General features: G+C 71.8%; 12 protein-coding genes. 7 read left to right on the top strand and 5 right to left on the bottom strand.

Going from position 1 to position 14,002, the window contains the following annotated elements; all coding sequences use genetic code 11:
- Together ftsL and rsmH are read right to left on the bottom strand one after the other, a co-directional pair.
- Nucleotides 1-580: cell division protein FtsL (ftsL, locus tag GUY60_RS22560; protein ID WP_246235483.1), on the bottom strand; the 580-nt coding region annotated here is incomplete at its 3' end.
- 25 nt (nucleotides 581-605) lie between these two features.
- Nucleotides 606-1,562, bottom strand: a complete 957-nt coding sequence (rsmH, locus tag GUY60_RS22565) for a 16S rRNA (cytosine(1402)-N(4))-methyltransferase RsmH (protein ID WP_161700682.1) — start codon at nucleotides 1,560-1,562, stop codon at nucleotides 606-608.
- Nucleotides 1,563-1,967: 405 nt separating this feature from the next.
- On the opposite strand from rsmH, the gene GUY60_RS22570 reads away from it, so the two are divergent.
- From GUY60_RS22570 to GUY60_RS22585, 4 genes are all read left to right on the top strand, one after another.
- Entirely contained in the window at nucleotides 1,968-2,546 is a 579-nt protein-coding gene (locus GUY60_RS22570) for a beta-class carbonic anhydrase (RefSeq protein WP_188132792.1), read from the top strand.
- Between the two features lie 256 nt (nucleotides 2,547-2,802).
- Nucleotides 2,803-3,849 (top strand): AAA family ATPase, encoded by a 1,047-nt coding sequence (locus tag GUY60_RS22575; RefSeq protein ID WP_161700686.1) that lies wholly within the window; start codon nucleotides 2,803-2,805, stop codon nucleotides 3,847-3,849.
- Nucleotides 3,849-5,228 carry a DUF58 domain-containing protein gene (locus GUY60_RS22580; RefSeq protein WP_161700688.1) on the top strand — a complete coding sequence of 460 codons (1,380 nt, stop codon included), beginning with the start codon at nucleotides 3,849-3,851 and terminating at the stop codon, nucleotides 5,226-5,228. The genes GUY60_RS22575 and GUY60_RS22580 overlap by 1 nt, the downstream gene beginning before the upstream one ends.
- On the top strand, nucleotides 5,225-7,672 hold the full coding sequence (locus GUY60_RS22585) for a transglutaminase TgpA family protein (protein WP_161700690.1): 2,448 nt from the start codon (nucleotides 5,225-5,227) through the stop codon (nucleotides 7,670-7,672). Before GUY60_RS22580 ends, GUY60_RS22585 begins: the two co-directional genes overlap by 4 nt.
- Nucleotides 7,673-7,817: 145 nt before the next feature.
- Here GUY60_RS22585 and GUY60_RS22590 read toward each other — a convergent pair whose 3' ends face one another.
- From GUY60_RS22590 to GUY60_RS22600, 3 genes are all read right to left on the bottom strand, one after another.
- Nucleotides 7,818-8,222, bottom strand: a complete 405-nt coding sequence (locus GUY60_RS22590; protein ID WP_161700692.1) for an SCO2097 family morphological protein — start codon at nucleotides 8,220-8,222, stop codon at nucleotides 7,818-7,820.
- Between the two features lie 334 nt (nucleotides 8,223-8,556).
- Nucleotides 8,557-9,318: a methyltransferase gene (locus GUY60_RS22595; RefSeq protein ID WP_161700694.1), complete on the bottom strand. Its 762-nt coding sequence runs from the start codon at nucleotides 9,316-9,318 to the stop codon at nucleotides 8,557-8,559.
- Nucleotides 9,319-9,534: 216 nt separating this feature from the next.
- Nucleotides 9,535-10,065, bottom strand: coding sequence for an SAV_6107 family HEPN domain-containing protein (locus GUY60_RS22600; RefSeq protein WP_161700696.1), 531 nt, complete (start codon nucleotides 10,063-10,065; stop codon nucleotides 9,535-9,537).
- Nucleotides 10,066-10,289: 224 nt separating this feature from the next.
- Here GUY60_RS22600 and GUY60_RS22605 point away from each other — a divergent pair, with 224 nt between their 5' ends.
- From GUY60_RS22605 to GUY60_RS22615, 3 genes are read left to right on the top strand one after another with little or no spacing between them, the layout of a single operon-like run.
- A complete protein-coding gene (locus GUY60_RS22605) occupies nucleotides 10,290-11,138 on the top strand; it encodes an ATP-binding cassette domain-containing protein (RefSeq protein ID WP_161700698.1) in 849 nt (282 codons plus the stop codon).
- A complete protein-coding gene (locus GUY60_RS22610) occupies nucleotides 11,110-13,194 on the top strand; it encodes a YhgE/Pip family protein (RefSeq protein WP_161700700.1) in 2,085 nt (694 codons plus the stop codon). The genes GUY60_RS22605 and GUY60_RS22610 overlap by 29 nt, the downstream gene beginning before the upstream one ends.
- A gap of 38 nt (nucleotides 13,195-13,232) precedes the next feature.
- Entirely contained in the window at nucleotides 13,233-13,847 is a 615-nt protein-coding gene (locus tag GUY60_RS22615; RefSeq protein WP_161700702.1) for a TetR/AcrR family transcriptional regulator, read from the top strand.
- Nucleotides 13,848-14,002 lie beyond the last annotated feature (155 nt).

A 14,002-nucleotide genomic window follows, 5' to 3' on the forward strand; every position in this document is an offset into this window, starting at 1 on the left:
GTGTGGTGGAGGGGATGGGCTCCGCCCCGGTCCGCGCGGCGGGCGCCGGGCTCGGGGGCTGCTGAGCTGGTTCGGGTTGCGCGCTCGGGGCGGCCGGCGTACCGGACGGCTGCGGCGTGCTGCTCGGCGACGCGGCAGGAGCGCCGCTCGGCGTACCGGACGGCGGCGGTGTGGTGCTCGCCGTGCGAGGGGTGGCGGGCGGCGCGACAGGTGCGGCCGCGGCGGGACCCGTGGTGCCGCGGATCTTGCCGTCGGGGTCCAGGAAGGCGGGGTTGCCGCCAGGGACCATGCCGAGCTCGCGGGCGCGCTGCTCGAGGGAGCCGGGCGCCGAGTAGCCGTCGACGTCGCGCTGCAGTTCCTGCTGCTGGTCGGTGAGCTCGGTGGCCTCCTTCTTCAACTTGCTGAGCCGGAACGAGCCCTGGTTCAGCGAGGAGTTGAGGATCAGCAGCGCGATCAGGCCGCCACCGAGCAGCACCACGACGAGCAGGACGAAGGGGGTACGGGCCGCGGAGGCCGGCCCGGTGGGAAGCAGCCGCGCGAGCCGTGCGGCCCTCCCCCGCATCGGCGGTTTGCCGCTCATGCGGAGCCCTCCCCACTGCGCCGCGTCACGCGATGTCCTCCCGGATGCGCTGCGCCCCGCGCAGCCGCGCGGGTGCGGCCCTGCGGTTCTCGGCCACCTCTTCCTCGGTGGGGAGTTCGGCACCGCGCGTGAGCAGCTTCAGACGCGGCTGGTAGCGCTCGGGCACGACCGGAAGGCCGGGCGGCGCGGTGTTGGCGGCGCCCGCCGCGAACACCTGCTTCACCAGGCGGTCTTCGAGCGAGTGGTACGAGAGGACGGCGACCCTGCCGCCCACCGCGAGCGCCTTCACCGCGGCCGGAACGGCCCTTTCCAGGACGGAGAGTTCACCGTTGACCTCGATCCGCAGCGCCTGGAAGGTGCGCTTGGCCGGGTTGCCACCGGTGCGCTTGGCGGCCTGCGGCAGCGCGTCCCGGATCAGCTCGACGAGCCGCGCGCTGTTGCTGAACGGCTCCTTCTCGCGCTCCCGTACGACGGCGGACACGATCCGCTTGGCCTGCTTCTCCTCGCCGTACGCCCGCAGGATCCGCACCAACTCGCCGGGTGCGTAGGTGTTGAGCACCTCGGCGGCGCTCATTCCGGTCGTCTGGTCCATACGCATGTCGAGCGGCGCGTCCTGCGCGTAGGCGAACCCCCGGTCCGCCTCGTCCAGTTGCATGGAGGAGACGCCGAGGTCGAAGAGGACGCCCTGTACGTGCGGGATGTCCAGGCGCCGCAGTACGTCGGGGAGTTCGTCGTAGACCGCGTGCACCAGGGTGGCCCGGTCGCCGTAGGGGGCGAGCCGCTCGCCGGAGAGGCGCAGGGCTTCCTTGTCGCGGTCGAGGGCGACGAGGCGGGCCTCGGGGAAGGTGCTGAGCAGCGCCTCGCTGTGGCCGCCGAGACCGAGGGTGCAGTCGACGACCACGGCCCCGGGGTTCGTCAGGGCCGGGGCCAACAGGTCCAGGCACCGCTGGAGCATCACCGGGACATGTCGACTCTCGCTCAAAACACCCTCTCAGGTAGAGCGGCGGCCGCACGCACTGCCGGGTCCCCGCCCGCTCGAAGGGGAACGGCCCGCCTGGCGCCGGGGAAGGGGCGTCAGCCGACCGGGAGCGGGAGGAGGCCGAGCCGTACGTGCGCACCGCACGCGGGGGGAAATTCGGGGGGAATCTCCGGGAAACCAGTCCAGCAGGGAGGGGTTTTCGCCTCCCGCTTCGCGTCACTTTAGTCCACGCTGTCCCGCGGTCAATCTCCGGCCACGCGCGCGCTGTGCGCGTCGTGGAGACGCTGTTTCACCCGTACGGGCGTGGCGCGCGCGACCTTGTGGGTTACCTCACAACAAGCGCCGTAGACGTTCTTTGTCCCCTCTCACAGCAGGCCACGGCGATCTGTGCGGACTAACGTCGTACGCATGTCGACTGCCTCTGTTCCCGCGGACCCCTCCGGCCGCATACCCGCATCCCCTGCGCCCTCCGCGTCCTCCGCGTCCTCAGCCGGCACGGTCACCGACCGCCTGGTCGAGGCGAACAACCGGTACGCCGCCGACTTCGCCGACCCCGGTATGGACGCCCGGCCCGTTCTCAAGGTCGCTGTCGTCGCGTGCATGGACGCCCGGCTCGACCTGCACGACGCCCTCGGTCTCGAACTCGGCGACTGCCACACCATCCGCAACGCGGGCGGCGTGGTCACCGACGACGTGATCCGCTCGCTGACGATCAGCCAGCGGGCGCTCGGCACCCGAAGCGTCGTCCTCATCCACCACACCGGCTGCGGTCTGCTCAGCCTCACCGAGGACTTCCGGCACGAGCTGGAGGACGAGGTGGGCCAGCGTCCGGCGTGGGCGGTGGAGGCCTTCCGCGATGTCGACCAGGACGTACGCCAGTCGATGCAGCGGGTGCGCACCTCGCCCTTCCTGCTGCACCGCGACGATGTACGGGGCTTCGTCTTCGACGTGAAGACCGGTCTGCTGCGCGAGATCGACCCGGCCTAGCAGGCGGGCCCGGATGTACGTCAACGGCGGCGGAGCCTCACCTTCCGGTGAGGATTCCGCCGCAGTCGTACCCCAAAAAGCAGCCAAGCCCTGACATATCGCCGCCAGTTATCCACAGGCGAGTGACACGAAGCGGTAACGGCAACAAGAATGCGTGTGTGGCATCCCGCGGACGTGTTCGTGTGCGGTGTCCGCATTTCGGGGAGGGCCGGTTCGCACAGGGACATCGGCCTGGAGAAGGGCCGAGGAGGGCCGGGTGACGACCTATGAAGATCGAGCGAGCCTCACAGACCTGACCACCACCGCGGAGCGTGTCCGCAGGTCGGTGGAGGGTGTGATCGAGGGCAAGCCAGAGGTCGTACGGCTTTCGCTGACCGTGCTCCTGGCCGAGGGGCACCTCTTGATCGAGGACGTGCCGGGCGTGGGCAAGACCATGCTCGCCAAGGCGCTCGCGCGGTCCATCGACTGCTCGGTGCGGCGCATCCAGTTCACGCCCGACCTGCTGCCCTCGGACATCACCGGTGTGTCGATCTTCGACCAGCAGCAGCGGGAGTTCGAGTTCAAACCGGGCGCCATCTTCGCGCAGATCGTCATCGGCGACGAGATCAACCGCGCCTCGCCCAAGACCCAGTCGGCGCTCCTGGAATCCATGGAGGAGCGCCAGGTCACCATCGACGGGCACAGCTACGAACTGCCTGATCCGTTCATGGTGGTGGCGACCCAGAACCCGGTCGAGATGGAGGGCACGTATCCGCTGCCCGAGGCCCAGCGCGACCGCTTCATGGCCCGCGTCTCCATCGGGTACCCCAGCGCCGAGGCCGAGCTCCAGATGCTCGATGTGCACGGCTCCCTCTCGCCTCTCGACGACCTCCAGCCGGTGGCGCACGCCCATGACATCGTCAAGCTGATCGAGGCGGTGCGCACCGTGCACGTCGCCGACCCGGTGCGCCGCTATGCGGTCGACCTCGTCGCCGCGACGCGCACCCACCCGGACCTCAGGCTCGGCGCCTCGCCCCGCGCCACCCTGCACCTGCTCCGCGCCGCGAAGGCCTCGGCCGCCCTGAGCGGCAGGGAGTACGCCCTGCCGGACGATGTGCAGGCCCTCGCCATCGCGGTGCTCGCGCACCGGCTGCTGCCCACCGCCCAGGCCCAGTTGAACCGGCGCACGGCCGAGCAGGTCGTCCTGGACATCCTGCAGCGCACCCCGGTCCCCGCGACCCAGGCGCCCGGCTCCGGCTACCCCCGGAACGTCCCGGGCACCTCCACGTACGGCCAACAGCCGCCCGGCACACGGAGGCTGTGATGGCGGTCGGGGGGCCGGCACCGCAGGCCGGGACCGGAGCGGCGGAACCGAACGAGGACCGGGGGGACCTGCGGACCGCGTTCGCGGGCCTGACCACCCGCGGCCGCTCCTTCCTCGCCGCCGGTGTCGCCGCCGCGGTGTGCGCGTACGTACTCGGGCAGGGCGACCTGCTCCGGGTCGGCCTGCTGCTCGCCGTGCTGCCGCTGGTGTGTGTGCTCGTGCTCTACCGCACGCGGTACCGCGTCGCGGGTTCGCGGCGGCTCTCCCCCGCGCGCGTGCCCGCGGGTTCCGAGTCCCGGGTGCACCTGCGCCTGGACAATGTCTCGCGGCTGCCCACCGGTCTGCTGATGCTCCAGGACCGGGTGCCCTATGTGCTCGGCCCACGGCCCCGGTTCGTGCTCGACCGGGTGGAGGCGGGCGGTCGCCGCGAGGTGTCGTACCGCGTCCGCTCCGACCTGCGCGGTCGCTATCCGCTCGGCCCGCTCCAACTGCGCCTCACGGACCCCTTCGGCATGTGCGAGCTGACTCGTTCCTTCAGTGCGTACGACAACCTCACAGTCATCCCGCGCGTGACCCCGCTGCCCCCGGTCCGGCTCGCCGGGGAGGCCGCGGGGTACGGCGACGGACGGCAGCGCACGCTCGCGCTGGCCGGTGAGGACGACGTGATCCCGCGCGGGTACCGGCACGGGGACGACCTGCGCCGGGTGCACTGGCGCTCCACCGCGCGGTACGGCGAGTTGATGGTGCGGCGCGAGGAGCAGCCGCAGCGCGCCCGCTGCACGGTGCTGCTCGACACCCGCCGCGTCGCCCACCAGGGCGCAGGACCCGACTCGTCCTTCGAGTGGGCGGTCTCCGGCACCGCCTCCACGGTGGTGCACATGCTCGAACGCGGCTATGCGGTACGCCTGTTGACCGATACCGGCGCCTGCGTACCGGGGGAGGGTTCCGACGGTTTCGCGGGCACCGGCCAGGAGTCGGCCGATGCCGCCGGGCTGATGATGGACACCCTCGCGGTGGTCGACCACTCCGACGACACGGACCTGTCGCGGGCGTACGAGGTGCTGCGCGGCGGGAACGACGGGCTGCTGATCGCCTTCCTCGGCGACCTGGACGAGCAGCAGGCCGCGGTGGCCGCCCGGCTGCGGCAGCGCAGCGGAGCGGCCGTCGCCTTCGTACTCGACAGCACGGCGTGGACGCGCGGCGCGGGCCCCTCCGCACCGTTCGAGGACCGGCTGCGGCTGCTGCGCGAGGCGGGCTGGACGGCCGTCGGGGTGCCGCCCGGCGCGAGCCTCGCCGAGCTGTGGCGGGACGCTGACCGGCACCGCGCGGGCGCGGGACCGGCCCCGGTGGCGGGTACGACGACGGGAGGCTGGTCATGAGCGGGCGCACCCGTCTCGCCCTGTGCGCCACCGCGGCGACACTGCTCGCCTCCTGCGCGCTGCTGCCGCTGGTGGGGTCGATCACCTGGATCGTCCAGGCGGCGATCCTGCTCGCCCTCCAGTCGGGGACCGGCGCGCTCGCCCGGCGGGTGCCGCTGGCCCGGCCGCTGACCGTGCTCGCCCAGGCCGTGGTGACGCTGCTCCTGCTCACCCTGGTGTTCGCGAGCGGTCACGCCGTCGCCGGGTTCCTGCCAGGCCCTGAGACCTTCGAGCGTTTCGCCGTGCTGCTGCAGGCCGGCGCCCAGGACGTCGGGCAGTACACGATCCCGGCGCCGCTCACCGACGGCATCCGGCTGATGCTGGTCGGCGGGGTCCTGGTGATCGGCCTCGCGGTGGACGCGCTCGCGGTGACGTTCCGCAGCGCGGCCCCGGCGGGCCTGCCGCTGCTCGCGCTGTACTCGGTCGCGGCCGGGCTCTCCGACGGCGGTGCGGGCTGGCTGTGGTTCGTCCTCGCCGCCGCGGGCTATCTGCTGCTGCTTCTAGCCGAGGGGCGCGACCGGCTCTCCCAGTGGGGACGGGTCTTCGGCGGCGCCGCGCGCAGGCCGGGCGGGCTCTCCTCGGGCCTGGAGCCGAGCGGTTCGGGCGCCGTGGCCCCGGTCCGTACGGGGCGGCGCATCGGTGTGCTCGCCCTCGGTATCGCGCTGGCGGTGCCCGCGGCACTGCCGGCCCTGGGCAACGGCTTGCTCGGCGGCACCGGCGACAGCGGCGGTTCGGGTCCCGGCGGCGGCACGATCTCCGCGGTGAACCCGCTGGTCTCCCTGCAGAACAGCCTGAACCAGCCGAACGACCGCCAGGTCATCTCGTACCGCACGAACTCCGAGCAGACGCAGGACATGTATCTGCGCATCGTGGCCCTCGACAAGTTCGACGGCACGTCCTGGAAGCCCGCCGAGCGGAGCATCACCGACGTGCCGGACCGGCTCCCTGAACCCCGCGGCCTGAGCCCCGAGGTGCGCACCACCGAGGTGCAGACGAACATATCGGCGGCCGACTGGTACAAGCAGAACTGGCTGCCGATGCCCTACCCGGCGGCCCAGGTGAACATCGACGGCCGCTGGCGGTACGAACCGGTGGGCCGCACCCTGGTCGGCGACCGCGGCCAGACCACCGGCGGCAGGCAGTACGAGGTGAGGAGCCTCGTCGTGCAGCCCACCGCCGACCAGCTCGCCAAAGCCCCGGCGCCGAGTGCCGCGTTCACCCGCGAGTTCACCTCCGTACCGGACTCGCTGCCCGCCGACGTCCACGCGACGGCCCGCAAGGTGACCAGGGGCTCGGCGAACGACTACGAGCGCGCGGTGAAGCTCCAGGACTGGTTCGCCTCCGAGGGCGGCTTCACGTACGACACGGAGGTGCGGGCGGGCAGCGGGGTCGCGGCGATCAGCCGTTTCCTGAAGGAGCGGGAGGGCTTCTGCGTCCACTTCTCCTTCTCGATGGCGGCGATGGCCCGCACGCTCGGCATTCCGGCCAGGGTGGCGGTGGGCTTCACACCGGGCGCCGCGCAGTCGGACGGCACTATGTCGGTCGGTCTGCGGGACGCGCACGCCTGGCCCGAGCTGTACTTCGAGGGGGTGGGCTGGACCCGGTTCGAGCCGACGCCCACGCGCGGCTCGGTGCCTGAGTACACCCGCCAGGACGTGCCCGCGCCCGACGCCAGTGCCAGCGCGGCGCCCGAGGCCTCGGCCTCGTCGGACCCGTCCGACGCCCCGTCCGCCACGGCCTCCGAGAGCTGCGGCCGCGACCAGCAGCGCCTCGGCGGATGCGGCGCGGACGAGGGGCAGGCCGCCGGCGGCGGCGGTGACGACGGCCCACCGCTCGGCATGATCGCGGGGGTGACCCTCGGGGCGCTACTGATCGTGGCGTTGCCGCTGCTGCCCTGGCTGTGGCGTACGCGGATCCGCGCGGTGCGCCTCGGCGCGGCGGGCCGTACGGAAGCCGACGCGGCGGCGCGGACCTTGGCGATCTGGCTCGAAGTGACCGACACCGCCTGGGACTACGGCGTCCTGCCGGACGATTCGCTGACTCCGCGCAAGGCGGCGGAGCGCATCGTCCGCGTCGGACATCTGGAACCGGAGCCGGCGGATTCCGTCCATCGTGTGGCGGCGGCCGTGGAGCAGGTGCTGTACGCGCCGGATCCGCGCCCGACGACCGGCCTCGCCGAGGATGTGCACCGGCTGCGGGCCGGCCTGCGCACCGGACTGAGCCGCCCGAGCCGGCTCCGCGCCTTGCTCGCCCCGCGCTCCGCCGTCCGGGTGTCCTGGGCCTTCGCGGCCCGGTGGCACACCCTGACCGGGCGCCTGCGGGTGAACGGCCGCGGCCAGAACCGCCTGGACAGCTGGGCGGCGGCGCTCCGCCGACCGGGCAAGCCGGGACGTCAGGAAGGCTGAACGCCGGTCGCGCTTCCCCGGCCTCGGGTACTCAGGCCGGCAACCGGTGACCGGAAAAACAGCAAAGGGTGAGGGGTGCACGCGTGATGCGTGCACCCCTCACCCTTTGCCGTGGATGTCTCAGGTACGGAACGTACGGAAGAACTCAGCGGCCTTCTTCGTCACGGCGACGCTGCCACCGCTGCTCGATCCGGTTCATCATCGAGCGGCGCTGTTTGCCCTGCCGACGAGCAGTCTGGCCGCCCGGAGCGGTGCCAGGAGCGGCCTGCTCCCCTGGCTTGGGTGCTTTGCGCCAACCGGTCACCGCGAGGACCGCGCAGCCGAGCATCACGAGGAAGCCCACCACACTGATCCAGATCTGCTGCGCGACCATGCCGGCCATGAGGAGCGCGATACCCACCAGGAAGCCGGCAACTGCCTGGTAGACCCGTCGCCGGGTGTATGTACGCATCCCGCTTCCCTCAAGCGCTGTCGCGAACTTGGGATCTTCGGCGTACAGCGCTCGCTCCATTTGCTCGAGCATTCGCTGCTCGTGCTCCGAGAGCGGCACGGAGTCCTCCTCATCGTGCGGTCGCCGGGGCGACCGGGGGTCCCCTTCAGGATAGGCAGGGAATCGCCCCCGTGAAACCCGCCCCTCTACGCCAATTCGCCATTCCGAACCGCCATGAAGGTCCGGCCGTACTGAAGCGTGCATTCCCCAGCGGCCGATCCGTCATGCCGGACGGTGTCCCTCGATCATACGGGGCGAAGCGCCCGATCGGGGGGCCTGTGGCGTACTCCATCTGCGGTTGCGACGCTGATCAGGGCGTCCGCACAAGATCGGTGGGCGCCACCGGTCCGCTTCGGAGTGATGTTCCTCGACCGTGCGGTGCTGTCCGCGAGTGCTACGCCTCGAACTTCTCGGCCAGTACGTGCAGCTGGGTGGCGACCGAATGGAACGCGGGCTGCTCCGCGGCAGCGGCCTCCAGCTTCAGCAGCGCGTCCAGGGCGCCCGGCTCCGTGTCCACCAGAACGCCGGGGACGAGGTCCGCGAAGACGCGCACGCCGTGCACCGCGCCGATGCGCAGACCGCTGGCCGTGACGAGTTCGGTGAGCTGCTCCGCGGTGAAGCGCCGCGGCACCGGGTCGCCTTCGCCCCAGCGGCCGTCCGGGTCGGTGAGCGCCTCGCGGGCCTCGGTGAAGTGCCCGGCGAGCGCCCTGGCGAGCACGGCGCCGCCGAGGCCCGCCGCGAGCAGGCTGAGGACGCCGGTCTCCCGCAGGGCGCCGACGACGTTGCGTACGCCTTCGGCCGCGTCGTCCACGTACTCCAGGACGCCGTGGCAGAGCACCACGTCGTACTCACCGCGGCCGACCACGTCGAACAGGCCGTGTGCGTCGCCCTGGACGCCGCGCACCTGGTCGGCGACCCCGGCCTCCGCGGCCCTGCGCTCCAGGGCGAACAGGGCGTTGGGGCTGGGGTCGACGACGGTGACCCGGTGTCCGAGGCGGGCGACGGGCACCGCGAAGTTGCCGCTGCCGCCGCCGGTGTCGAGTACGTCGAGCGACTCCCGTCCCGTCGCCTTGGCCTGGCGGTCCAGGGCGTCCTTCAGGACTTCCCAGACGACGGCGGTACGGAGAGAAGCGCGGGGGCGCATCGGGTCCGACACGGCAGTTGACTCCTCGACGGGCGGCGCCGCGGCTTCAGCGGCGGAGCGATGGAATACCTCGCCTGGCCTCGCGGTGTACGCAAGGCGCAGGTGTTCCCACCCTATTGCCTTCGGGGTGCTTCGCTGTCATCCGTCCTCCTCTCGTCGGCGGCCCCGTTCGCGGCGCTGCGCTCGCTCGTTCGGTCGCTCGTGTCCGGTGGTGACGGGCCGGGTCGTTCAGCCCGCGTCCGTGCGGTCCTGGCGTGGTGCGGGCAGCACCGGCTGGAGCACCAGCATGCGTTCGACGAGGCGCAGGAACATCGCCACGTCGCGCAGCAGATCGTCGGCGTCGCGGGTGCTGGCGGCGCCCTGGATGCCGGCCTCGGCGCGGGCGCGGCGGCGGGCGCCGGAGGCGAACAGGGCGCTCCACTCGGTCAGTTCGGGTGCTATCTCGGGGAGCACTTCCCAAGCGCTCCTGATGCGCCGGCGTTTGCGCGACGTGGTCTCCGGGCGGCCGCGGGCGGCGAGCACCGCGGCGGCGGTGCGCAGAGCGGCGAGATGGGCGGCGGAGTAGCGCTCGTTGGGGGTTTCCAGGGTGGCCGCGTCGTCGAGTCCTGTGCGTGCCTGGGCGAGCAGGTCGAGCGCCGCCGCCGGGGCTGTCGCGCGGCGGATCACGGGGTGGATGTCACTTGCCGGACCGTTCAGTGAGGGGGCAGGGCCGGTGGCTGCGCGGCGCCGAGGGGTTGCCGCTGCGGATGAACTGGCCATGACGAACCTCCTGTCGTCGTATGACGGCGCAAGTAGCCGTATACCCACATCGTGAGGTATGCCACTGACAATCCGCCCTGACCTGCACTTTCGACTCGATCAGGGGTTCGCACAAGGGAGTTGGGCGGATCGGGGGCGGGGGTGGCCGCACGGGCGCGGAGCCCACCCTGCATACTGGTTCTGCACTGACCAGTCAGTTCAAAAGAGTGTGAGGGGGAAGGTCTGTGGAGAGCCCGCACGGGGCACCCCGCGGCATATCCGTCACGGCCGAGAACTTCGGCCTGAAGGGCCCGCGCGGCTGGGCGTTCCGCGGTGTCCGCGTCGACGCCGAGCCCGGCGCGCTGATCGCCGTCGAGGGCCCGTCCGGCACCGGGCGTACGTGCCTGCTGCTCGCGCTGACCGGACGGATGCGGCCCACCGAGGGCCACGCCTCCGTCGGCCGGATGCGGCTGCCCAAGCAGATGGCCGCCGTACGCCGGATCAGCGCGCTCGGCCCGGTGCCGGGCGTGACGGACCTGGACCCGGCGCTGACCGTCCAAGAGCACATCCACGAACGCGCCCTGCTGCAGCGGCGGTTCGGCGGCTCGCTGCGCTCGCTGCTGCGACCGCGGGCGGAGCGCAGGGCGTCGACGAAGGAACGTATCGACAGCGCCCTGGCGGCCGCCGGGCTCGATCTCGACGTACTGCCGAAGGGCCCCCGCACCTCCGTGCGTGACCTTGAGCGGCTCGAGGCGCTGCGGCTTTCCGTGGCGCTCGCCCTGATCGGGGAGCCGCGGCTGCTCGGCGTGGACGACGTGGACCTGAAGCTCTCGGACGCCGAGCGGGCCGAGGCATGGGCGCTGCTGCGGTCGGTCGCCGAGAGCGGACCGACCGTCGTGGCGGTGTGCAGCGAGGCGCCCGAGGGGGCGGTCGTGGTGTCGACGGCCGCTGCGCGTGAGGAAGCCCAGAACGACCAGGACGACCAGAGCGCCGAGAGCGGCGCGGCGGGCGACGACTCCGGCGCCGAGGACCGGGTCGACGGGAACGAGACGAAGGGGGCGGCGGATGCGATCGCCGAGACTGGCCGCGCTTGAGCTCAGGCGGTTCGGCAGGGGCAAGTTGCCGCGGGCGGCGCTCGCGGCACTGCTGCTGCTTCCGCTGCTGTACGGGGCGCTGTACCTGTGGTCGTTCTGGGACCCGTACGGGCGGCTCGACAAGATCCCTGTCGCGCTCGTGAACGACGACAAGGGTGCGACGGCCGACGGGAAGAAGATCTCCGCGGGCGACGCGATCACCGAGGCGCTGCACGACAGCAACACCTTCCAGTGGCACGAGGTGAGCGCCGACGACGCGCGCGCGGGCGTGGAGAACGGCACGTACTACCTGTCGCTGACGATGCCCGAGGACTTCAGCGAGCGGATCGCGTCGAGTTCCGGGGACGCGCCGGAGACCAGCGCCCTCCAGGTGCGTACGAACGACGCCAACAACTACATCGTCGGGCAGATCTCGCGGACGGTCTTCTCCGAGGTGCGCACCGCGGCCTCCACGGATGCCTCCCGCACCTTCCTGGACAAGATCTTCATCTCGTTCTCCGACATCCACGGCAAGACCAAGCAGGCGGCCGAGGGCGCGGACAAGCTCAAGTCGGGTGCGGACAAGGCCAAGAAGGGCTCCAAGGAACTCGCCGACGGCCTCAAGGACGCGAAGGACGGCAGCAGCGACCTGGCGGGCGGCCTGAAGCGGCTCGACAAGGGCTCCGGTGACCTGGAGCGCGGCGCGGGCCAGGTCGCGGACGGCACCCAGGTGCTCGCCGACAAGGTGAACGCGGGCGCGGCCAAGGTGCGGCCGTTCCTCAAGGACAACGGCGAGACCATCGGCGACACCGCGCGGCTCGTCTCCGACTCGACGGCCGTCGTACGGCGCCACCTGGACGACCTCGTGAAGCTGACGCCGGGCGCGGCCGAGGACGCGCGCAAGGCGTCCGAGCGGCTGAACACGGTGTACGCCTCGCTCTGCGAGGACGCGCCGATCCCCGGGCCGTACTGCCCGGCGCTCAAGGACGCCAAGGAGGCGGCGGCCACCACCGCGCGGATCGCCGGCGACCTCGACCGGATCGTCAAGGACTACAACGGCGATGTCGCGACCCTCGACGCCCACCTCGCGAAGCTCCAGCGGCAGGCCGACGACCTGGCCCAGCGCGCGCCGCACCTGGACGAGGACCTCGACGCCGCCGTCGCCAAGATCAACAAGCTGAACAGCGGCGCCAAGGAGGTCGCCAAGGGCGCGGGCAAGCTGCACACCGGGCTCACTCAGGCCAAGGCGGGCTCCGTCGACCTGGACGGCGGCGTGGGCCGGCTCAAGACCGGCGCCAAGAACCTCGACGGCGGCATGTTCAAGCTGGCCGACGGTACGGGCGACCTCGCCGGCGGGCTGCACGACGGTGTGGAGAAGATCCCCGACTACGGCAAGAAGGACCGCGACCAGCGCACCGAGGTGATGGCCGACCCGGTTCAGCTGGCCTCGCAGTCGCTCCACAAGGCGCCCAACTACGGCACCGGTTTCGCCCCGTACTTCATCCCGCTGTCCCTGTGGGTCGGCGCCATGGTGGCGTACATGCTGATCCAGCCGATGAACCGGCGGGCGCTCGCGGCCGGTGCCTCGGCCTGGCGGATCGCGCTCGCGGGCTGGCTGCCGGTGGCGGCGCTCGGGGCACTCCAGGTCGGCGCGCTGATGTCGGTGCTGCACTGGGGGCTCGGCCTGGAGATGACCAGGGCGGCCGGAACGGTCGGTTTCCTGTTCCTCGTCACCGGCTGCTTCGCGGCGATCATCCAGTGGCTGAACGCACGCTTCGGGGCGGCGGGCCGGATCCTGGTCCTCGCGGTCCTGATGCTGCAGCTGACGTCGGCGGGCGGCACCTATCCGGTGCAGACCAGCCCGTCGTTCTTCAGCGCCATCCACCCGTTCCTGCCGATGAGCTACATCGTGGAGGCGCTGCGCAGGCTGATCAGCGGCGGCGGTCTCGGCCCTGTGTGGCAGGCGTGCGCGGTACTGCTGGCCTTCACCTTGGGGGCGCTCGCCCTCACGGCGGTCTCGGCCCGGCGCAAGCAGGTGTGGACCCTGGACCGGCTGCACCCCGAGCTGAGCCTGTGAGCGCGGTGAGCACTCCTCGACCTGTGAGAATCAGAAGTATGGAAAGCAGCAGCACGCGGCGCCAAGCCACCCGGGCCAAGCTCTACGAAGCGGCCGTCACGCTCATCGCCGAGAAGGGCTTCTCCGCGACCACGGTCGACGAGATCGCGGAGCGGGCCGGGGTCGCGAAGGGCACGGTCTACTACAACTTCACGAGCAAGGCCGAGCTCTTCGAGGAGCTGCTGCGGCACGGTGTGGGGCTGCTCACCGCTTCCCTCAGGGAGGCCGCCGAGGAGACCGTCCGCAAGGGCGGCAGCCAGGTCGACGCCCTGGACGGCATGATCCGGGCGGGCCTGGTCTTCATCGACACCTATCCGGCCTTCACCCAGCTGTACGTGGCGGAGCTGTGGCGGACCAACAGGGCCTGGCAGTCCACCTTGATGGTGGTCAGGCAGGAGGCCGTCGCGGTGGTCGAGGGGGTGCTGCGCGCGGGCGTCGAGAACGGCGAACTGAGCGCGGAGATCGACATTCCGCTCACCGCCGCGGCCCTGGTGGGGATGGTCCTGGTCGCGGCCCTCGACTGGCAGGCGTTCCAGCCGGAGCGGACCATCGACGACGTCCACTCGGCACTGTCCCGGCTCCTCCAGGGACGGGTGAGCGGCACGCGCGCGTAGTGCGTGTTTCGGTGGAACAGGGCGGCGCACGCGCGTAGTGCCTGTTTCGGAGACGTACACGCGACGTCGTCCGGACACACAGATGCGCCGGTCCGTGAGGCTCGATCCCCCCGAGCCTCACGGAACCGGCGCTTCCCCCGTGCTGTCCCCCGAAT

Source organism: Streptomyces boluensis (assembly GCF_009908195.1).
GTDB lineage: Bacteria > Actinomycetota > Actinomycetes > Streptomycetales > Streptomycetaceae > Streptomyces > Streptomyces boluensis.

Coding starts and splice junctions, on each gene's coding strand:
- GUY60_RS22570 (WP_188132792.1), top strand. CDS start 1,968: ATGTCGACTGCCTCTGTTCCCGCGGACCCCTCCGGCCGCATACCCGCA.
- GUY60_RS22580 (WP_161700688.1), top strand. CDS start 3,849: ATGGCGGTCGGGGGGCCGGCACCGCAGGCCGGGACCGGAGCGGCGGAA.
- GUY60_RS22585 (WP_161700690.1), top strand. CDS start 5,225: ATGAGCGGGCGCACCCGTCTCGCCCTGTGCGCCACCGCGGCGACACTG.
- GUY60_RS22600 (WP_161700696.1), bottom strand. CDS start 10,065: ATGGCCAGTTCATCCGCAGCGGCAACCCCTCGGCGCCGCGCAGCCACC.
- GUY60_RS22610 (WP_161700700.1), top strand. CDS start 11,110: ATGCGATCGCCGAGACTGGCCGCGCTTGAGCTCAGGCGGTTCGGCAGG.
- GUY60_RS22615 (WP_161700702.1), top strand. CDS start 13,233: ATGGAAAGCAGCAGCACGCGGCGCCAAGCCACCCGGGCCAAGCTCTAC.